The sequence below is a fragment of the Rubrivirga halophila genome (assembly GCF_046845755.1).
Taxonomy (GTDB): domain Bacteria; phylum Bacteroidota; class Rhodothermia; order Rhodothermales; family Rubricoccaceae; genus Rubrivirga.
In genome coordinates this window covers 2146183-2166703 of sequence record NZ_CP177357.1, presented here as the reverse complement: position 1 = coordinate 2166703, position 20521 = coordinate 2146183, and the positions used below count along the sequence as shown (strand labels likewise).

The 20521-nt window shown below is 72.2% G+C and carries 12 protein-coding genes; 4 read left to right on the top strand and 8 right to left on the bottom strand.

All coding sequences use genetic code 11. The features are described 5' to 3' along the window. Window positions 1-85: 85 nt before the first annotated feature. From ACLIRP_RS09540 to ACLIRP_RS09505, 8 genes are all read right to left on the bottom strand, one after another. A complete protein-coding gene (locus ACLIRP_RS09540; RefSeq protein ID WP_412060214.1) occupies window positions 86-2668 on the bottom strand; it encodes a hypothetical protein in 2583 nt (860 codons plus the stop codon). Window positions 2669-2784: 116 nt separating this feature from the next. Next, window positions 2785-5454, bottom strand: a complete 2670-nt coding sequence (locus tag ACLIRP_RS09535) for a hypothetical protein (RefSeq protein ID WP_412060213.1) — start codon at window positions 5452-5454, stop codon at window positions 2785-2787. Window positions 5455-5571: 117 nt separating this feature from the next. Continuing rightward, a complete protein-coding gene (locus ACLIRP_RS09530) occupies window positions 5572-8235 on the bottom strand; it encodes a hypothetical protein (protein ID WP_412060212.1) in 2664 nt (887 codons plus the stop codon). A 202-nt stretch (window positions 8236-8437) separates the two neighbouring features. After that, a complete protein-coding gene (locus ACLIRP_RS09525) occupies window positions 8438-9148 on the bottom strand; it encodes a succinate dehydrogenase iron-sulfur subunit (RefSeq protein WP_412063701.1) in 711 nt (236 codons plus the stop codon). Between the two features lie 184 nt (window positions 9149-9332). Further along, window positions 9333-11075, bottom strand: a complete 1743-nt coding sequence (gene sdhA / locus ACLIRP_RS09520) for a succinate dehydrogenase flavoprotein subunit (RefSeq protein WP_412060211.1) — start codon at window positions 11073-11075, stop codon at window positions 9333-9335. Between the two features lie 73 nt (window positions 11076-11148). Next, entirely contained in the window at window positions 11149-11757 is a 609-nt protein-coding gene (locus ACLIRP_RS09515; RefSeq protein WP_412060210.1) for a succinate dehydrogenase, read from the bottom strand. Between the two features lie 34 nt (window positions 11758-11791). Next, window positions 11792-12187: a succinate dehydrogenase, cytochrome b556 subunit gene (sdhC, locus tag ACLIRP_RS09510; RefSeq protein WP_412060209.1), complete on the bottom strand. Its 396-nt coding sequence runs from the start codon at window positions 12185-12187 to the stop codon at window positions 11792-11794. 217 nt (window positions 12188-12404) lie between these two features. Further along, the gene (locus ACLIRP_RS09505) at window positions 12405-13553 is read right to left on the bottom strand and encodes a citrate/2-methylcitrate synthase (RefSeq protein WP_412060208.1); all 1149 of its coding nucleotides are present in this window, start codon (window positions 13551-13553) and stop codon (window positions 12405-12407) included. A gap of 628 nt (window positions 13554-14181) precedes the next feature. Between ACLIRP_RS09505 and ACLIRP_RS09500 the strand changes: the two genes are divergently transcribed. The 4 genes from ACLIRP_RS09500 to ACLIRP_RS09485 all read left to right on the top strand — a co-directional run bounded on the left by ACLIRP_RS09500 (window position 14182) and on the right by ACLIRP_RS09485 (window position 20340). Further along, window positions 14182-17478, top strand: a complete 3297-nt coding sequence (locus ACLIRP_RS09500) for an Rne/Rng family ribonuclease (protein WP_412060207.1) — start codon at window positions 14182-14184, stop codon at window positions 17476-17478. A gap of 85 nt (window positions 17479-17563) precedes the next feature. Continuing rightward, the gene (locus ACLIRP_RS09495) at window positions 17564-17863 is read left to right on the top strand and encodes a hypothetical protein (protein WP_412060206.1); all 300 of its coding nucleotides are present in this window, start codon (window positions 17564-17566) and stop codon (window positions 17861-17863) included. Continuing rightward, the gene (locus tag ACLIRP_RS09490) at window positions 17853-18662 is read left to right on the top strand and encodes an MBL fold metallo-hydrolase (protein WP_412060205.1); all 810 of its coding nucleotides are present in this window, start codon (window positions 17853-17855) and stop codon (window positions 18660-18662) included. The genes ACLIRP_RS09495 and ACLIRP_RS09490 overlap by 11 nt, the downstream gene beginning before the upstream one ends. 403 nt (window positions 18663-19065) lie before the next feature. Beyond that, window positions 19066-20340, top strand: a complete 1275-nt coding sequence (locus ACLIRP_RS09485; RefSeq protein ID WP_412060204.1) for a T9SS type A sorting domain-containing protein — start codon at window positions 19066-19068, stop codon at window positions 20338-20340. The last annotated feature ends 181 nt before the right edge of the window (window positions 20341-20521 follow it).

The following is a 20521-nucleotide window of genomic DNA, read 5'->3' as shown; positions in this document are numbered from 1 at the left end:
GCAAGCAGGGAGGTCCCTGTCTGAAGAGTCACCGGCGGGGCCGGTGCTACGCCACTATACGAACCAGCGGCGGCGTTCGTGTGCGCTAGCGGGTGACGGTGAACGCCCGGGCGAGCCGCTCGCCGTCGGCGTCGAGCACGAGGACGTAAACGCCCGACGCCAGCGCCGACGCGTCGAGCCCGACGCGGTGCTCGCCCGCCGCGCGGTCGCCATCGACGAGCCCGAGCACCGTGCGGCCCAGCACGTCGACGACCCAGAGCCGGACGCGGGCGGGCTCGGCGAGCGCGAACCCGAGCGTCCCACGGAGCGTGACGGGGTTGGGGCGAACGTCGCCGAGCAGCAGCGGGGCCGGCGCCGCGTCCGTCGCGAGCGGCATCGCCTGCGAGCTCGACTCGATCCGCACCACGGTGCCGGCCTCGGGGGCCGCCGGCCCTCCGCCGTCGGTGCGCTCGCGCCGGAAGGTGGTCTGGGCGAGGACCTCGGGGCCGTAGGCCGTCGGGACGCCCTCGGCCCAGGCGCGGTAGCCGCGCTGGCCGGGCGCCGCGTCGAGCGGGCGGTGCCACGAGATGGCGTCGGTCGTCCAGAGGTAGAACGCCGGGTCCTCGTGGAAGGAGAACCGGTCGTCGCCGTCGGTGTCGTGGACGACCGGGATCATCCGGACGTCGTCGGCCGGGTCGTCGGGCGTGCCGACGCCGATGTCCCAGAGCTCGAACGGAACCGTGATCTGGCGGCCGTCGAGGGCCCCGAGGTTGCCCGGGGAAAAACGGATCTCGAAGTCGTGCGGGAACGCGCGCTCGGCGTTCGTGCCCGGGAGCACGGCCGCCAGGAACTCCGCGTAGGAGGAGGCGCCCTCGGCGGCGAGGTACCACACGTAGCCGCTGGCCTGCTGGGTGGCGATCGGGCCGGCCTCGGGGAGCGCAGGGAAGCGGGCGAAGGGCCGGGTCACCGGGGCAGGCTGATCGAGACGCCCCGTGGCGTTGGCCACGACGGAGAACCGGTTGAAGCCGGGCACGAAGACCGTCACCAGACGCGGCTCCGACGGCAGGCTCTCGACGCCGTTGACGACCGCCCGGACGCGCCACGCCAGCGGGTCCCGCTGGTTGAGGGGGACCGCGTACCGGTCGACGTCGATCGCGGCGGCCGACACCACCTGCTCGAACACGGGCTCGGCCGCGTCGGACGAGGACAGCAACTCGAACAGGTAGTAGGTGGCGCCGGGCACGGGGGTCCACGTGAACCGGACGTCGCCGCCGTCCGTCGTGGCGCCGTCGTCGGGGCTCGTGGGCACGGGGGCGGCGGGGCGCGGCGGGGGCGGGGCCGTGCCGGTGAGCGCGCCGGCGTCGTAGAGCCCTTGCGCGCGGTCCGAGCGGGCGCGGACGGCGGAGATGCTCGAGAGCCGGTCGGTGCCCGTCCCGAACACGATGGCGACGTCGACCGTCATCCGCTCGCCGGGGGCCAGCCGGGAGGGGCCGGCCGCGACGGTCCCGCGCTTGTCGGATGGGACGGCCGGCGTCCCCGCGCCGTCGACATTCTCGTTGCTCCAGAACGCGCCCGTGAGCGGGTCCCCGGGGTAGGACCACACCGTCGTCGGGCCCGAGGTCTCGAGGCCGAAGCCGCCGACGTGCATGGGCGTCCCGTCGTTGAGCAGGCCGCGCAGCCGCGCGTACGCTTGGTCCCCGTCCCGCGGGCCGTTCGCCGGGAAGCCCGAGCTCTTCAGCGTGTGGAGCGCGCTGGAGGCGCCGCTGAGCACGTCGATCCCGACGGCCGGCGGCGGCGTCCCGTAGCCCCCGCCGCCCTCGTCGTCGTTGTCGCCGTTGTAGAACACGTGCATCCCGCGCGTCGAGTCGGCGTGCTGGTAGTCGTCGTTGAAGTTGCCGAGGTCGGCGTCGATGTAGAGCCCGGCGTAGACGTCGTCGAGCACGTCGGTGGAGCGGTTGACGATCTCGTAGCGGTAGAACGTGGACTGGGCGAGCTCGGCAGGGTCGGCCCCGACGGTCCAGGCGGTGACGCGGACCTCGATGCCGAGCGGCGGGGCGCCTGACCACTCGTGGGCGCCGCCGGCGTCGTTCATCACCCACCACGCGGACTGGGCCCCGAACACGACAGGCCGCTCGCCGGCGCCGAGGTCGAGCGCCTTCGTGCCGTAGCCCGGGTCGCCAGGGTCGAGCGAGACGGTCGGCTCGCCGGCGTCCTGCGCGCCGTTGCCGTTGGTGTCGGCGTAGAACGGGGCGCCGAGCCCGACGGGCCACTCGGCGAGGTCGGCCGAGGCCGTGCCCGAGGCGTCGTAGGCCGCCAGGTCGGTCGAGGAGACGACCCAGATGCGGTCGGCCTCGGCGCAGGTCGCCGCCGTCGTCTGGCCGGTGGCGTCGAGCGGTCCGGGCCAGAACTCCCACGGGCCGTACGTCGACCCGGCGAACCGGAGCGCGCCGTCGGCCCGGCCGCCCACCCACAGCGAGGCGTTGAAGAGGGGGACGAGCCCGGAGTACTTCGGGACCTCGTACTGTGCCTGGGACCCCCGCCAAAAGAGCCCGCCAAGGTTGTAGAGGGCGGCCCGGACGTCGCCCTCGTCGAGGAACGCCTCGGCCTCGCCGAGGGCGCAGTCGGCCGACTGCGCGGCCGGGGTGGGGGCGAGGGCGAGTGCCGCCACGGCGAAGAGAAACAAGCGCATGCGCGAGTGGTGGGATCGGGGGCTGCAAGACTACCCGTTCTGCTCTGGCGTCTGGCAGTCACTTCGATGTCTCTGCAGCGAAGATCGGCCCGGACCAGGGCGCCTCGCCCGGCCGGTCAGCGGGTCACGGTGACCGTCCGGGCGAGGCGCCGGCCGTCGACGTCGAGGACCACCACGTACACGCCTCCCGCGAGCGCGGCGGCGTCGAGGCGGACGGCGAACGGGCCGGCCTCGCGGTCGCCCGTCGCGAGCACCGCCACCTCGCGGCCGAGCGCGTCCACGAGTCGGAGCCGGACCGCCCCGGCCTCGGAGAGCTGGACCCGCACCTCGGCGCTCGTGCCGATCGGGTTCGGCTGGACGTCGAGGGCGAAGGCGTACACCGGCGGGAGCGGCGGCGGCGGCGGCACCGGGTCCGGAGGGATCTCGAGGTTGGGCTCATCCGCAACGATGCGAACGACCGTGCCGTCCTCGGGCCGCTCGGCGGGGTAGGGGGGCTCGCGGCCGAGGTTCCACCCGACGAAGGCCATCCGCTCGAAGACGGCCCCGCCCCGGGCGTCAGGGGCCGTGGCGGCGTCGGCGGCCCAGGCGGCGTAGCCGGCCTCGCCGGGGCTCGTGTCGAGCGGGAACGCCCACGTCACGCCGTCGGTCGCGGGGTCGTCGTCGCCCGAGGACGCGGGCGAGTCCGGCGTCGAGAGGCCGAACGCGCCGTCGCCGTCGAGGTCGTGGAGGACGGGGATCATGCGGACGTCGTCGGCGGGGTCGTCGGGGGTGCCCTCGCCCGTCGCCCACAGCTCGAACGGGACCTCGACGACGAGCCCATCGGCGGCGCGGACGGCGACGCTCGGGCCGGTGAACCGGACCTCGAAGTCGGTCGTCCCGAACCGCTCGCGGTTCTCACCGGGCAACGCGACCTCGAGGAACGAGGCGAACGTCCCGTCGAAGCCGTCGGCGACCGTCGCGACGAGCCAGCGCGTGCCGTTGGCCTGCTGGATGCCGGCCGGGTTCGCTCCCTGGGGCATCGTCGGGAAGCCCTGGAACGCGGCGGCAGCGGGTTGGGGGGGATCGACCGGGCCCGCCGCATTCGCGACGACCTGGAACGACGCGGGCGTCGGGACGAAGTACACGTTCCGCAGCGACCGCACCTCCGACGGCAGGCTCGGCTCCCCGACCGGGTCGATGGCGATGACTCGCCAGTAGACCCTCGCCACGGAGTTGTTGAGGAAGGCGGTCCGGGGAAGGGCGATCTCGGTCGCCGTCGTGGTCCAGACCGTGGCCCCGAAAAAGGTGCGCGAGGTGTCGATCTGGAGGTGGTAGGCGGCCGTGCCCGCGACGGCCGTCCACGAGAACGTGACCGGGGCGCCTTCGAAGACCACGCCGTCGGCCGGGGCGAGGGGGGTGGGGGAGGGCGGCGGGGGCGTGGGCGTGCCGGGGCCGGAGAGCGCGAACAGCTCGCCGGAGGCGTACGCCGCCTGCGCGAGGTCCGACCGCTCGCGGACGGCCGTGACACTCGCCAGCCGGTCCGTGCCGCGCCCGAAGAGGATCCCCACGTCGAGCACGATCCGGTCGCCCTGATCGAACGGGACCGGCGCCGCGGCGATGGCGCTCTTGCGGTCGGCGGGAGTGAGGGGGGTGCCTTGCCCGTCGGCGTTCTCCATGGACCAGAACTGGCCGGTCACGGGGTCGCCGGGGAACGCCCACCCCGTCCGCTCGCCGCCGCGCTGGTACCCGTCGCCGAAGGCCGTGAGCGGCGTCCCGTCCTTCCACACCGCCCGCATGTAGTCCATCGCCTCTTGGGCATCGCTCGGGTCGGAGGTGACGGCGCCGCCGTTCGTGAAGTAGGCCGCTGTGCCCGCCCCGCTCAGCAGGTCGATGGCGATGGCCGGCGGCGGCGACCCGTAGCCTTCGGGTCCCTCGTCGGCCTCGTCGGCGTTGTAGAACATGAGCAGGCCGCGCGTCGAGTCGGAGTGGACGTGGTCGTCGGACCGGTTGCCCATGTCCACGTCCGAAAAGATGCCGACGCGGGTGTCGTCCAGGCGGCCGGGGGCGCGCTTGATGATCTCGTAGCGGTAGAAGGTGGACCGGGCGAGCGGCTGGATGCCGTAGCCCGTCGTCCAGGCCGTCGCGCGGACCTCGATGCCGAGCGGTTCGGTCCGGCCCCACTCGTGGGCGCCGCCCATGTCGTTCATCACCCACCACGCCGTCTGGCGTCCGAAAATGACCGGCCGCTCGCCCGCGCCGAGGTCGAGCGTTTTCGAGCCGTAGCCGGGGTCGCCGAGGTCGAGCGAGACGGTCGGCTCGGTCGGGCCCTGCGTGCCGTTGCCGTTGGCGTCGGTGTAAAAGGGGGCGCCGGCGCCCACCGGCCACTCGGCGAGGTCGGCCGACGCCGTGCCCGTCGCCGCGTACGTGTCGAGGTCGTCGGTGGAGAGGGTCCAGATGCGGTCGAAGGCCGCGCACTGCTCGGGGGTGGTGCTGGCGTCGGCGGCGAGGGGGCCGGGCCAGAACTCCCACGGGCCGTACGTCGACCCCGCGAACCGGAGCTCTCCGCCCGCGTCGATCCCTCCGATCCACAACCCGGAGGCAAAGACCGCGTTGCGGCCGGTGCCCTTCGGAACCTCGTACTGGGCCCCGGTGCCGCGCCAGAACAGCCCGCCGATGTTGTAAAGGGTCGCCCGGACATCGCCGAGGTCGAGGTCGGTCTCGGCCGTGCCGATCTCGCAGTCGGCCGTCTGCGCGGCCGCCGACGTCGTGAGTAGAAGGGCCACGAGGGCGAGGAGAACCAAGCGCATGCGCAAGACGGGGAATCTGGGCTCCAAGGGTACCCGCGGCCTCGCGGCGGCGGCAGTCACTTCGGGATCTCTGACGCGTCCCCACCGCGTGATCGCCGTGCGGGGACCCGGTCCGCGTCAGCGGGCGATGGTGAGCGTGCGGGCCACGCGCACGCCGTCGGCGTCGAGCACGACGAGGTAGAGGCCCGCCGCGAGCCGGCTGGCGTCGAACGTCGCCGTATGGTCGCCCGGCGGGCGCGGCCCGCTCGCGAGCACCGCCACCTCGCGGCCGAGCACGTCGAGCACGCGGAGACGCACGGGGCTCGCGCCAGCAACGGAATAGCGGACGGTTGCCAAAGCTCGCGCCGGGTTCGGGCCGACCGCCAGCGCCAGCCCGCTGGGGGAGGGCGCCTCGTCCTCAGACGCCACGCCGAAGAGGTCGCTGGAGACGAGCCGGAAGACGGTCCCGGGCTCGGGGACCTCGGCGGCGTACGGCGGCGCCGACCCCAGATTCCACCCCACGAAGACCGTCCGCGCCAGCACCTCAGGCCCGTGGGCCTCCGGATTGCTGGCGGCCGTCACCAGCCACGCCTGGTAGCCGGCCTCGCCGGGCGTGGTGTCGGTCGGCTCGTACCAGTAGATCCAGTCGGTCACCGGGTCGTCGTCCGCGGACGAGATTGGGGAGTCCGATGCGGAGAGGTTGTAGGTCCCGCTGCCGTCGATGTCGAGGAGGACCGGGATCATGCGCACGTCATCGGACGGATCGTCGGGGGTTCCGATGCCGACGTTCCAGATCTCGAACGGGATCTCGACGAGCGAGCCGTCGCCGAACCGCTGGTAGGCCGTGCTGGCGCCCGTGAACCGGGCTTCGTAGTCGAAGGGGAAGGCGCGGGTCGAGTTGTCGCTGCGCAGGACGCGGTCCAAGAACTCCTCGTACGGGCCGGAGTAGGCGCCCGAGTTCCCGGTGGCGACCAGCCACCGGGTCCCGTTCGTCTGCTGCACGCCGGCGACGGGGTTCTCGTCTTCGGGCGTCGGGAAGCCCTGGAAGGCGGCCGCGCCGGGGTGCGGGGGGATCGGCCCGCTGGCGTTGGCGACGACCTCGAACGACGAGAACGCGCGGCGGATGTAGCGGAACTGGCGGTAGTCGGAGACCGGGCCGAGGGCGCCGAGGTTGGCCGCGCGGACGCGCCAGAACTTGGGGGTGAGGTCGTTGTAGCCGAACACGTCGGGGCCGATCTCGGCCTCGGTCGCGGTGACGTCGCGGTCGATGATCAGGGAGTCGAAGGCGGCGGTCGGGGCGATCTGGAGCCGGTATTCGGTCGCGTCGGGGACGGCGGTCCACGAGAACGTCGCGGCGGGCTCCGAGACGGTTTCGCCGTCGGCGGGCGCTAGCAGGTCGGGCGCGGCGGTCGGCGCTGGGGGCTCGGCCGTGCGGTCGGTGAGGACGCCCGCGTCGTAGAGCGCTTGCGCAAGGTCCGATACCTCGAACAGTTCGTAGACGCTGTCGATCTGGTCGGTGCCCGTGGCGAAGAGGATCGCGAGGTTGACCGTGGTGCGCTCGCCGGGCGCCAGCGTCGGGATCTCGGCGGTGATCATCCCGCGGCGGTCAGCAGGTGTTCTCGCAGTCCCCTGACCATCCGTGTCGTACTCGCTCCAGAACGCAGGCGGGTCGCCGTTGAACATCCACCGGGTGACGGGCCCGTTCGTGATGTAGCCATTTCCGCCGACCTTCAGCGGTGTCCCGTCCTTCCACAGCGCCTGCTGGAAGGTGTACGCCTCGCTCGCGTTGCCGGGATCGTTGGTGACTCCAGAGCTCGTGAAATACATCGAGGAGGAGCCCCCGCTCAGGATATCAACGCCGAGCGCGGGGGGCGGTGTGCCGTACCCGCCACCGCCCTCGTCATCGCTGTCCCCGTTGTAGACGTAGTACAGGGAGCGCTCCGGATTGGAGCCTTGGTAGTCGTCGTTGAAATTGCCGAGGTCCGGGTCCACCCACATTGTGGCGTAGCCCGCCTCGATGACACTCGCGCTGCGGTTGATGATCTCGTAGCGGTAGAACGTCGACTCGTACAGCGCCGGCTCGTCCTCGCCGCCACGCACCCAGGCCGTCACGCGGACTTCGATGCCGAGCGGGTCCGTCCCGCCCCAGTCGTGCGGGCCGCCCGCGTCGTTCATCACCCACCACGCCGTCTGGCGTCCGAAAAGGACCGGCCGCTCGCCCGCCGCGAGGTTGAGCGTCTTCGTGCCGTAGCCGGGGTCGCCGAGGTCGAGCGAGACGGTCGGCTCGTCGTCACCCTGCGCGCCGTCGCCGTTCACGTCCACGAAGTACGGGGCGCCGACACCGACCGGCCACTCGGCGAGGTCGCGCGTCGCGGCCCCGGTCGCCTCATACGCGTCGAGGTCGACGCCGGCGACGGTCCAGATCCGGTCGTAGGCCGCACACGTCTCCGGCGTCGTCTTGGCATCCGCGTCGAGCGGGCCGGGCCAGTACTCCCACGGTCCGTACGTGGAGCCCGCGAACCGGAGGTCGCCGTCGACGAGCCCGCCGACCCACAGGCCGGCGGCGAAGATGGCCATCGTGCCCGAGCCGCGCGGGACCTCGTACTGCGCGCCCTGCCCACGCCAGAAGAGCCCGCCGAAGTTGTACAGCCGGGCGCGCACGCCCGCGAGATCGAGCTCGGCCTCGGCGACGCCGGTGGCGCAGTCGCCCGGCGTGGCCTGGGCGGCGAGCGGGGCGGCCGGCTTCTGGGCCGAGGCCGCCAGCGGGAGCAAGAGGGCGGCGAGGAGGAGCAACGGGCGCATCGGCGTCGGTGGGAATCCACGTCCACACTACGGCTCCCTTCCCGATGCACGGAGGGCATAAACCCTTCCCAAACAAACAACCCGCCCGACGCTTTCGCATCGGACGGGCCGGCAAGCAGGGAGGTCCCTGTCTGAAGAGTCACCGGCGGGGCCGGTGCTACGCCACTATACGACCGAGCGGCGGCGTTCGTGTGCGCCCCGGCTAGTACCGCGTGGTGACGGCCTTGCGCTTGAGCGCGGACAGCCAGCGCGTGATGTCGATGCCCTTGGGGCAGGCCTGGACGCAGTTGAAGATGGTGTAGCACTTCCACAGGCCGTCCTTCGAATCCACCACCTTGAGCCGCTCCTCGGCCTCGGTGTCGCGGCTGTCGAACACGTAGCGATACGCCTTGAGCATGGCCGCGGGCCCGAGGTAGGCCGGGTCGGCCCAGGTGCTCGGGCACGAGTGCGTGCAGGCCCCGCACATGATGCACTTGGTGGCGTCCTCGATGACGGCGTGCTGCTCGGGGCTCTGGATCCGCTCCGTCACCGGCACCGACTCGTCGTTGATGAGCCAGGGCATGACGGCCCGGTACTTGTCGAAAAAGCGCGACTGGTCGATCACCAGGTCCTTCAGGACCGGCGCGGCCGGGAGCGGCTCGAACGTGACGGTGTCGCCGTCCTTGAGCCCCAGATCCTGCACCAAGATCGAGCACGCGAGCTGGTTCTCGCCGTTGATCTTCATCGCGTCGGACCCGCAGATCCCGTGCGCGCAGCTCTTGCGGAAGGTGAGCGTGCCGTCGAGGTGCCACTTGACGTAGTGGAGCAGGTCGAGCGCCCGGTCCATGTTCTCGGCCGGGACCTGGAACTCGTCCCACCGCGAGCGCTCGTCGGTCTCCGGGTTGAAGCGGCGGACCTTGACGGTCAGCGTCATCGTCGGGGCCTCGGCACCGGGCCGGCGGCGGGGCCCCTTCTCGGCGGCCTCGACGCGGTCTTCGATGGGGGCGGCGACTTCGATGGTGTCGGACATGTTAAAGAGGGATGGGGGATGCGGGAGGAAGGGATGGGCAGAGGGCGCGGGGCGCGCATCCCTCCATGCCTCTCATCCCTCGATCCCTCTAGTACTTCCGCTCCTTGGGCTGGAACTGGGTGATGACGACGTCCTTGTAGCCGATCTCGGACTGGCCCTGCTGGTCGCTCCAGAAGAGCGTGTGCTTGAGCCACTCGTCGTCGTCGCGGGACGAGTAGTCCTCGCGGAGGTGGGCGCCGCGGCTCTCGGTCCGGTTCCGGGCGGAGACGGTGATGGCCTCGGCGTAGTCGACCATGAACTGGACCTCGACGGCGTCCATCAAGTCGGTGTTGAACCGCTTGCCCTTGTCCTGGCAGGTCACGCTCGCGGCGCGCCGGCGGAGGTCCTGGAGGTCGGCGAGCGCCTCCTCGAGCGTCTCGTCGGTACGGTAGACCGAGACGTTCTTCATCATGGTCTCCTGGAGGTCCGTCCGGATGGTGACGGCCTTCTCGCCTGTGCTCTGCGAGACGATGCCGTCGAGACGCTCGCGCGTGGTGGCCTCGGCCGCCTCGGGGAGCGGCTGGCGCTCGGCGCCCTCGGCGATCTGCCGGGCCATCTCCATGCCGGTCCGCCGCCCGAAGACGACCAGGTCGAGGAGCGAGTTGGTGCCGAGCCGGTTGGCGCCGTGGACCGACACGCAGGCGGCCTCGCCGCACGCGAAGAAGCCCTCGACGCGGCCCGAGCGGTCGCGCGTCTTGACGACCTGCCCGTCGATGTTGGTCGGGATGCCGCCCATGGCGTAGTGGCACGTCGGGGCGACCGGGATGGGCTGCTTGACGGGGTCGATGCCGAGGTAGACGCGGCTGAAGGTCGAGATCTCGGGGAGCTTGTGCTCCAAGACATCCTTGCCGACGCCCGTCATGTCGAGGACCACGTGGTCCTTGCCGTTGACGCCGCGCCCCTCGCGGATCTCCTTGTAAATGCACTGCGAGACCATGTCGCGCGGCGCCAAGTCCTTGACCGTCGGCGCGTAGCGCTCCATGAACCGCTCGCCCTCCGAGTTGCGCAGGATGCCGCCCTCGCCGCGCGCGCCCTCGGTGATCAGGATGCCGAGCCGGTACAGGCCCGTCGGGTGGAACTGGATAAACTCCATGTCCTGCAGCGGGAGCCCGGCGCGGAGCGCGAGCGCGAACCCGTCGCCGGTCCCGGCGTGCGCGTTCGAGGTCGTCTTGAAGGCGCGGCCGTAGCCGCCCGTCGCGAAGCAGGTCGCGGCCGCGTGGAAGGTGTGGACCTCGCCGGTCAGGATCTCGTACGCGACCGTGCCCACGACGGCCTCGCCGTCGTCGGACATGATGAGGTCGAGGACCTGGTACTCGTCGTAGAACGTGACCTTGTTCTTGACGCACTGCTCATAGAGCGTGTGCAGGATCATGTGGCCCGTCCGGTCGGCGGCGTAGCAGGCCCGGCGGACCGGCGCCTCGCCGAAGTTGCGGGTGTGCCCGCCGAACCGGCGCTGGGCGATCTTGCCCTCGCGCGTCCGGCTAAACGGCACGCCGTAATGCTCGAGCTCGATGATGGTGCGCGGGGCGTCCTGGCACATCTGCTCGATGGCGTCCTGGTCGCCGAGGTAGTCGGAGCCCTTCGTCGTGTCGAAGGCGTGCCACAGCCAGTGGTCCTCCTCCTCGTTGCCGAGCGCCGCGCCGATGCCGCCCTGGGCCGCGCCGGTGTGCGAGCGGAGGGGGTGGAGCTTGGAGACGACGGCGACGTCGGCGCCGCCCTCCGACGCGTAGAGCGCGGCCATCAGCCCGGCGCCGCCCGCGCCGACGATGACGATGTCGTGTTCGAAAACCATAGGAGTGGAAAGGTTGAAGTAGACAGGCCGACGGCGGGGTCGCCGACCGGTCGGCGCCCTTACGATCAGCCCCTCACAGGCCGGCGACGACGACGGAGTACGCGCCGATGACGAACAGGACGAGCGCGAGCGTCCACGAGAGCGCGGTCGCGCCGACGCGCGCCATGTCGTTGCGGATGTAGTCGGTCAGCACGTTGTTGAGCCCGTAGAAGCCGTGGTGCAGCGCGAACAACAGGAAGAGCAGGTTGAAGCCCTTCCATAGCACGGCGTAGACCGGGTCGCCGAGCCGGAGCATCAGGACCTCATAGGGCGTCGGGCCGGCGACCTCGCCGGGCGGGTGCGTTGGGCCCGGGGCGTCGATCTCGGGGTCGCCGAGCCGGCGGTCCTGGGCGGGGACGACGCGCAGGCGCTCGGGGCTGGTGTTCGTGCCCTCGCGGGCCTCGAAGGCGCGGACGGCCTCGTCGGCCTCCTGGGAGTAGCGCGGGAGCACGCCGGCCTCGGCCTCGTCGGCCGTGACGACCGAGTGCGAGATCGACGCGGTCGTGCGGTCGAAGTGCTGGACCCAGAAGTGGGTGATCAGCAGGAAGATCAGGAACGTGCCCGTGATCCGGTGGGCGAACCACTGGAACGCGCTCGATCGGGCCGTTCGGCCGTACTTGGGGGATGCCATGTCGGTGGTCAAGGTGGGGTCCAGCCGGCCACGCCGGCCGGGGTCCCTACCCGTTGTAGTGGTCGAGGAGCGCGGCGATCGACGGGTAGCCCCCGACGGCGAGCAAGACGAGAGCGACGGCGCCGAGGGTCCAGAACAGCTTCTTCTGGTTCGGGCTCCAGCCGACAAAGTCGATGAGCACGATGCGGAGCCCGTTGAGCGCGTGGTAGATGCAGGCGCCCAGCAGGCCGAACTCGGCCACCTTGAACAGGGGCGCGTGGTACCCGGCGATCAAGGCGTTGTAGGCCTCGGGGTTCGTGATCGCCTTGAGGCCCCAGATGTGGAGCACGAGGTAGGCCACCAGGCCGACCCCGGTGAGGCGGTGCAGAATCCAGGCGACCATCCCGACGCGCAGTTTGTAGCGCTGGACGGGGCGGACTTCGGGGGTGGCGGCGACGGCCATGGCGGTGCGGGGGGGGAGCAGGCTACCAGACGCGTGGTGCCAGGTTTCACTCATCAGTGAAAGTTACGAACCGCGCGCGGTCCAAAGTACGTCCAGCCGCCGACGCCGTCCCGTCTTCGCGGAGCCCGCACAGCGCATGGAAAGGGGGCGCCTCAAACGACGCGAGGCGCCCGGCACGGTGCCGGACGCCTCGGATGCGTGCGCGATGCGGCCGGCGCTAGCCGCGGTCGGCGATCGGCGCGACCGTCTTGCCCTTGGGCCCGACGTACTCGGCGCGCGGGCGGATCAAGCGGTTGTCGGTCCACTGCTCCAGGAGGTGGGCCGTCCAGCCGGTCATCCGCGAGATGGCGAAGATGGGCGTGTACAGGTCCCGCTCGATGCCGAGCAGGTAGTAGACGCTGGCGGAGTAGAAGTCGACGTTCGCGTCGAGCCCCTTGCGCTCCAACACCGTCTCGCGAATCGTGTCGCTCATCTCGAGCCACTTCATCTCGCCCTTCTCCTCGGAGAGGTCCTTGAGCATGGCGCGCAAGATCGTGGCGCGCGGGTCGAGCGTCTTGTAGACGCGGTGGCCGATGCCCATGATCTTCTCCTTGGCCTCCAGCTTGCGGTCGACGAACTCCTGTGCGGTCTCGCCCGAGGCGTCGAGCTCGAGGAGCGTTTTCATGACCTCGATGTTGGCGCCGCCGTGGAGCGGGCCCTTGAGCGCGCCCATGGCGCCGACGACGGCCGAGTACATGTCCGACATCGTGGCGCCGATGACGCGCGCGGCGAAGGTGCTCGCGTTCAAGCCGTGCTCGGCGTGGAGCACGAGCGCGGCGTCCATGATGGCCTCGGCGGCCGGGCCCGGGGCCTCGCCGTTGAGCATGAACAGGAAGTCGTGCGCCGTCGAGCCTTCCTGCTTCGGGGCGATGGGGTCCTTGCCCTTGCGGATCCGGTCGAACGCCGCGAGCAGCGTGGGGAGCTTGGCCGTCAGGCGGATCGCCTTGCGGTAGTTGGCCTCGGGGTCCGTGCTGTCGGCCTCGTCGTCGTACGCCGCCAGCATCGAGAGCGCGGTCCGCATGGCCGCCATCGGGTTGGCGTCGCTCGGCGTGTGGTGCCGGAGGTGGTCGAGCAGGTCGTCGTGGACCGGGCGCGCCTCGCGGAGCTGGGCGTTGAGGTCGTCGAGCTGGGCCCGGGTGGGGAGCTCGCCCTTCCACAGCAGGTAGGCGACCTCCTCGAAGGAGGCGTTCTTGGCGAGGTCGCGGATGTCGTAGCCGCGATAGATCAGCTCGCCGACCTGGCCGTCGATGAACGACAGCTCGGTGTCGAGGGCGGTGACGCCTTCGAGGCCTCGGGATTTCTTGGGGGCGGCGGCGGTCTGGGACATCGGGGAGGGCGGGTGGGGACCGGCGAGCGGTCGGCAGAACAGTCGAGTGGGTCGCCTACCCCGCAGAGCGTGCGGGGTTCAGCGGCCTGTGGCAGGAAACGCAACGCTGGCGGCCCCGTTCGCGGATTCGGCGTTGAGATCGGGAGCGCTTCCGTGTCCTGGCTCGCGGCCCGCCCCCGCCGTCGGGCGGTGCGGTGCGTGCAAGCCCCAGGCAGGCGGGGCTTGCGCCCGGCCCGCACGCACGCGCTCTTCGCAGCGTCCTACGGCAGGGGAGGGGGCGCCGGGTGGTACCTTCGGCCTACGGGCCGTGCCAGCCACCGCTCGTCCCCCATCCGCCGCGCCCGGCGGGATCGGGGCCCCGGACGCCGAGAAGGCGACGGCCGCCCCCTGCCGGAGCGCCCCCCGATCCCCCCCTCTGTGCTCGTCGCCGCCCACGTGATCGCCCGCCTCGCCGCGCTCCTGACCCTCGGGTTCGGAGCGCGCGTCGCGTTGCGCGCCGTGGCCGCCGGGCACCGTCCCCCTGCGCCCGCCCGGCCCGTCGCGACCGCGACGGGGGGCAGCGGCCCGAGGCTGGCCCCGGCACCGTGCCGGGCGCTCGCCGGGCCCGGACGCGCTACCCCACCCCCCGTTGAAAAAGCAAATCATCATCAACGCGAGCAAGGACCGCTCGCGCATCGCGATCGTCGAGGACGGCGAACTCGTCGAGCTCTACGTCGAGAATCCGGATAACGTCCGCACCATCGGCAACGTCTACCTCGGCCGCATCCAGAAGGTCATGCCCGCCATCCGGGCCGCCTTCGTCGACGTCGGCGAAAAGCAGGACTGCTTCCTGCACTTCTCGGACCTGACCGACAACCTCCCGCAGCTCATCGCGCTGGCGGGCGAGGACGTGCCCGGCCTCGACGCCCCCGTGCTGTCGCTGGCGCCCCCCAAGCGGATCGCCGAGGACGACTCGGAGCCCGACGTCGAAGACGCCCTCGAGGTGTCGCCCGGCGACTCGGGCGAGGTCACCGAGGAGAGCCGCACCAAGAGCCGCTCCGGCGGCCGGAGCCGCTCCCGCGGTCGCGGTCGCGGCCGGGGAGGTCGTGGCCGCGGGCGGGGCCGCCGCGAGGAGGAGGAGGAGCAGGAGGAGCGCCGCCCGCTGCGCGGCGTCATCGACCTGAGCTCGCCGTCGAAGCCGCGCCGCACGCCGCGTCCGAAGCCAACGCCCGAGCCCGAGGAGGAGCCCGAGACCATCGACCCGCCCGCGCCCGTCGATGAGACGCCGGAGGCCGAGGCGCCCGAGGTGGAGGAGGCCCCCACAGAGGAGACGCCCAAGACGCGACGCCGGAGCCGTGCGAAGACCGCCGAGCCGGAGGCCGGGGACGACGCCGAGGCGGAGACGCCGGAGCCGGACGCCGAGGAGAAGCCCAAGAGCCGCCGTCGCTCGCGCGCCAGCGCGCCCGCCGAGGGGGCCGGCGAGGCCGACCGCGAGCCGGGCGCCGCCGAGGCGTCCGCCGCCGACTCCGCGGACGAGGACTCCGACGATTCCGACGAGGCGAGCGGGGAAGCCAAGCCCAAGCGCCGCCGTCGCCGAGGACGCCGCGGCCGGGGCCGCGGCAAAAGCAGCGAGGGCGATGCCTCCGACGAGGACGCCTCGCCGGGCAAGGGCCGCCGCCGGAACCGCTCCGCCGCGCCCGCCGACGACGCCAGCGAGACTTCGGGCCGCAAGCGCTCCGACGACGACGCCGGCAGCGACGACTCGGGCGACGCCAACGAGAGCACGCCGAAGAGCCGCACTCGGGACAGCGACGACGGCGGAGGCCGCTCGCGCCGGGGCAAGGGCGCTGACGACGCCGACACGTCGGGCAGCAAGGACGCGAAGCCGAAGGGCTCCAAGAAGAAGGACGGGGCGAGGAAGGACGGCGACAAGAAGGGCGGCCGCAAGCGGCTCCCCTCGACCGTCGACCTCTCGGGCTCGTCGCGGTCCAACCTCCGCGTGATCCCCGAGCACCACCGCGACGACGACGACGACGGCGACCGCACGCAGGCGCCCGAAGACGCCCGCTCGGGCGAGGCCGGGGACCAGCCAGACGGCCGGAGCCGCCGCCGCTCGCGCTCGGAGGACTCGGACGGCTCAGGCCGCGACCGGGGCGGACGCCGCTCGAAGACGGCCGACGACGACAGCGAGGGCTCGGACGACACCGGCCGCAGCCGCGGCGGACGCCGCTCCAAGAAGGCCGACGCCGGCTCCGACGACCGGGGCGGCCGCTCGCGCCGGTCCGACAAGAACGACGACGGCGGGTCGGACGGCCGCTCGCGGCGCCGGACGCGGTCGGGCGACGACGCCACGGCCGAGTCGGACGGCGACAAGCCGGTCTCTGGCCGCTCGCAGGGCGGGCGCAGCTCCCGCGAAGGGGACCGCGGCGGGCGTGACTCGAACCGTGGCTCGCGCGACGGCGACCGCGGCGGGCGCAGCTCGTCGCGCGACGGCAACCGCGACTCGGGTCGGGGCGGGCGCGACACCAACCGCCAGCGCAGCAAGGCCTCGGGCCGCATCCCCTCGAACGAGGAGTTGATCAAGCGCGACGGCAAGATCATCGTCAAAATCACCAAGGAGGCCATCTCCAACAAGGGGCCGCGCGTCTCGACCGATCTCTCGCTGGCGGGCCGGTTCCTCGTCCTCGTCCCGGCGGCCGACTACGTGGCCGTCTCCAAGAAGATCGAGAGCGCCAAGGAGCGCCGCCGCCTGCGGACGCTGGCGACGAGCCTCAAGCCCGACGGCTTCGGCGTGATCGTGCGGACGGTCGCCGAGGGCCGCGACGCCAAGTCGCTCGACACCGACCTGCGCCTGCTCACCGACAAGTGGCGCAAGATCGAGAACAAGCTCAAGGGCACCCCCGAGCCGCCCGTCCTGCTGTACCAGGACGTCAACATGGTCTCGTCGGTCATCCGCGACCTGTTCTCGGAGGACTACGACCGGATCCTGGTCGACGACCCCAAGGTGTTCGCCAACGTCCAGGCCTACGTCAAGGCCGTCGCGCCCCAGATGGCCGACAAGGTCGAGATGCACAAGGGGCGGACGCCCGTCTATCGCTCGCTGGGCATCGAGAAGCAGGTCGAGGAGGCGTTCTCGAAGCGCGTCAACATGCGCGGCGGGGGCTACCTCTTTATCGAGACGACCGAGGCCATGCACGTGGTCGACGTGAACTCGGGCCGCGCCGGCCGCGGCAAGAGCCAGAAGCAGAACCTGATCGACGTCAACGTCGAGGCCGCCAGGGAGGTCGCCAAGCAGCTCCGCCTGCGCGACCTCGGTGGCATCATCGTCGTCGACTTTATCGACCTCAAGTACGACCGGGACCGCAAGAAGGTGACCGACGTGCTCCTGAAGGCCTTCGAGAAGGACCGCGCGGTGACGAAGCTGCTGCCGATGTCGGACTTCGGGCTCGTCCAGATCACGCGCCAGCGCCTGCGCCCGTCGATCACGGCCAACGCGACCGACGAGGACGGCAACCCGCTCGACGCCGCCGAGGCCGTGGCCGCCGCCGGGGCCGGCGAGATCCAGCGGTCCGGCAACCAGGTCTACGAGGCCGACGAGCGCGACGACCGGCCGGCGCGGTCGGAGCGCGCCGAGCGCTCGGAGCGCCCCGTAGTGGCCGCCGAGGACGCGACGCCGCGCGCGCTCGCGGGCCGCATCCGCGGCTGGCTCGACCACTACCGCGCGACGGTCGACGAGCGCTACAAGAGCCGCCCAATCGTGGTCCGCGTGCACCCCCTGCTGGGCGCCTTCCTGCGCCGGGGCCTGGTGTCGCCGCTGACACGGTGGCGGCTGGGCCTGCGCGGGATCGCGTTCGAGGTCGAGGACGACACGAGCGTGGACCCGCTGGCGTTCGACATCCGCGACCAGAAGTCCGGTCGGTCACTGCTGAAGAAGTACGCCGCATAACCGGAGAGGGGCGAAGGGATGGGGCATGGAGGAGTGCGCGCTCTCTCCGCCCATCCCTCCATGCCGCCTCCCGTATCCCTCATCGATGAAGCCCCCCGCCGTCGCTGCTGCGCTCGAAGAGGCCCTGCGCCAGCTGAGCGTCCGCGTGCGGCGCGAGCGGGGGACGTTCCGGGGCGGGCTGTGCGTGGTCGACGACGCGCCGGTCGTGGTGCTCAACAAGCTGCACCCGCCCCAGGCGCAGGTGGCCGTGCTGGCGCGCGCGCTCCGCGAGCACGGCGGCGTGGACCAGCTGTACCTGCGCCCGGCCGTCCGGGCGGCGCTGGAGGACGCGTGGGCACAGGCGGACGCGGGCGTTCCCGAGGAGACGGGCGACGATGACGTCTAGCCCCGCGCTCACCGTCACCCTGCTAGGCACGGGCACCTCGACGGGCGTCCCCGTGATCGGGTGCGGGTGCGCCGTCTGCACCTCCGACGACGCTCGCGACGCCCGGATGCGGACCTCGGCGCACGTCGTGGCCCACACCGACGCGGGCGACGTGCACGTCCAGATCGACGCCGGACCGGACTTCCGCCGGCAGGCGCTGGCGTACGGCGTCGAAGCCGTCGACGCGCTCGTCGTCACGCACGAGCACTTCGACCACGTCGTCGGGCTGGACGACCTGCGGCCGTTCTTTTTCCGCGAGCGCTCGCCCGTCCCCGTATTTGCGCTGCCGTCGACGGCCCAGGCGCTGCGCCAGATGTTCCGTTACGTGTTCGACCGGACGTACCCCGGCGCGTCGTTGTTGGATTTGCAGGCGGTCAACGGGCCGTTTACGGCGCGCAGCCGGACCGGCGAGGGGGCCGTCGAGATCACGCCCCTGGTGGCGCCGCACGGGGCGTTCCGGGTGCTGGGCGTTCGGATCGGGGGGTTCGCATATCTGACCGACGTGGCCTCGGTCCCGGCCGAGACGCGGGCGGCGCTGGCGGGCGTGGACGTGCTGGTGCTAGACGGCCTGCGCCCGGACCCGCACCCGACGCACCTGTCGTTCGCCGAAGCCGCCGAGGTGGCGGCGGCGGTGGGGGCGGGGGAGACGTGGCTGATCCACGTGACGCACGCGGTGACGCACCAAGCGGCGGACGCGATGCTGCCCGACGGCGTGCGGCTGGCGTACGACGGGCTGGTGCTGGAGGTGGGCGCTCGCTAGCAGGAGGGATCTGACCTGCCGCAATGGCATCCGGAGCTGCCACAATGACGGGCGGAGGGGCCGCAATGGACGATTGAGGTGGCGCAAGAGCCGCTCGAGATCGCACAAGAGCGTCTCCCGGTCGCACAGAGGCCGCTCGAGGTCGCACGAAGGCGTCTCGGGGGGACGCAATAGCCGCTTGAGGTCGCGCAATGCTACCTCGGGCTCGCGCAAGAGCGTCTCGAGGCGGCACAACGGGCGCTTGAGGTCGCGCGAGCGGGTCTCAGGGGGCCGAGGGGCTCGGAGCGGGGACTCCCGGGTGGCCGTCGTCACCCGTACACTCACCGTCGCCCGCTGACAGGATCCCCGCCCGCTGGGCGCCCTCGCTATTCGTCTCCGCGCCCTCGTCCTCTTCGCCCTGCTCGTGCCCCCGGCCACGGGCCAGGTCTGGGAGCGCCTGCCTGATGTCGGCAACGAGTACCCGATCGTCGACCTGGTCGCCTTCCTCCCCGGACCGACCTCCGAGGCTGACACCCTCCTTCGCATCGAGGGCGCCTGGGGCATCTACAAGTACGTCCCCGACCACCCCGACGGCCCCTGGGACCACCTCTGCGCCCCAATCTGCAGCCCCAAGTCCGTCGCCGTGACCCAGGCCGGGTCGCTCCTCATCGGCTCGCCCGCCGGCCCCCTCGGCGTCGACCGCTCCACCGACGGCGGCCGCACCTGGCAGCGCGACGTGCTCGACGGCACCGCGGCGCTGTTCGGGTCGACCCTGCTCGGGGGCGCCGTGTTCGCCGACGACGGGTTCCACGCCTGGCGCTCGCTCGACGACGGCGCCCCGGGCACGTGGGAGAAGCTGGGGGGGCTGGGCGGCTTCCCGGTCGACTACGGCGAGGTCCCGCCGTCGGACGCGCTCCCCCAGGGCCGAATGCTGGCCGCCGTCTACAACGGGGTCACAACCTCCGACGACGGCGGCGAGACCTGGACGCCCACCGACGGCGCGTTCGGGTCCGGCACCGTCGCGTGGTCGCTGGCGTTCGCCGAGGAGCCGGGCCACCCGTACGGGGGGTACGCGCTGGCCGGGCTCGGGACTCGAAGCGAGGACAACGGCGTCGTGGTGCGGTCCGACGACGGGGGCGTGACCTGGGTGGTCGCCCACCGGTTCGACCCCGAGGTGTATGGGCTGGAGGAGGTGACCCGGGTCGAGGTGGCCGTCTCGCCCGACGGGTCGGTGTGGGCCGGGCTCGCGCGAACGCAGGATGGGCCGCGGTACAACTGGCTGGGGTCGGTGGCCCGGTCGTCGGACGGGGCCGCGACGTTCGCGCCGGCGGCGGCGGGGTACGAGGGCGGCGGGGTGCTGTCGATCGCGGTGGGGGGCGACGGCCGGGTGTACGTGGGGGCGGCGAGCGGGCTGTGGCGGACGGTGGAGCCGGCGGTGGCGGAGGAGCGGGGGCCCGCGCCGCGCGCGCTGTCGGTGGCGGTCTGGCCGAACCCGACCGCTGGCGGCTCGACGGTCGAGGTGTCGGCGCCGTCGCGGGTGGAGGTCGTGGACGCGCTCGGTCGAGTCGTGGGCGCGTGGGAGTCGGTCCGAGAGCGCGTCGAGGTGGACACGTCGGGGTGGTCGCCGGGGGCGTACGTGGTCCGGGCGACGGGGGCGGACGGCGCGAGCGCAAGCGCGGGGCTGGCGGTGGCGCGGTAGGGCGGGCGCAAGTGGGGAGGTCGGCGCAAGTAGGTGGGCTGGCGCAAGCCGGTGGGTCGGCGGTGATGCGACCCCTCACCCTGTCCCTCTCCCGGCGGGAGAGGGGACGCCGTAGGCGGGGCCGGCGCAAGCAGGGGCGTCCACGAGCGGGTCATGGGGAATCGAGCGGGGGCGTTCGGTC

Excerpts from the sequence above, each read along its gene's own strand:
- ACLIRP_RS09540 (WP_412060214.1), bottom strand. The coding sequence starts at position 2,668 with ATGCGCTTGTTTCTCTTCGCCGTGGCGGCACTCGCCCTCGCCCCCACC.
- ACLIRP_RS09535 (WP_412060213.1), bottom strand. The coding sequence starts at position 5,454 with ATGCGCTTGGTTCTCCTCGCCCTCGTGGCCCTTCTACTCACGACGTCG.
- ACLIRP_RS09530 (WP_412060212.1), bottom strand. The coding sequence starts at position 8,235 with ATGCGCCCGTTGCTCCTCCTCGCCGCCCTCTTGCTCCCGCTGGCGGCC.
- ACLIRP_RS09525 (WP_412063701.1), bottom strand. The coding sequence starts at position 9,148 with ATGACGCTGACCGTCAAGGTCCGCCGCTTCAACCCGGAGACCGACGAG.
- sdhA (WP_412060211.1), bottom strand. The coding sequence starts at position 11,075 with ATGGTTTTCGAACACGACATCGTCATCGTCGGCGCGGGCGGCGCCGGG.
- sdhC (WP_412060209.1), bottom strand. The coding sequence starts at position 12,187 with ATGGCCGTCGCCGCCACCCCCGAAGTCCGCCCCGTCCAGCGCTACAAA.
- ACLIRP_RS09505 (WP_412060208.1), bottom strand. The coding sequence starts at position 13,553 with ATGTCCCAGACCGCCGCCGCCCCCAAGAAATCCCGAGGCCTCGAAGGC.
- ACLIRP_RS09495 (WP_412060206.1), top strand. The coding sequence starts at position 17,564 with ATGAAGCCCCCCGCCGTCGCTGCTGCGCTCGAAGAGGCCCTGCGCCAG.
- ACLIRP_RS09490 (WP_412060205.1), top strand. The coding sequence starts at position 17,853 with ATGACGTCTAGCCCCGCGCTCACCGTCACCCTGCTAGGCACGGGCACC.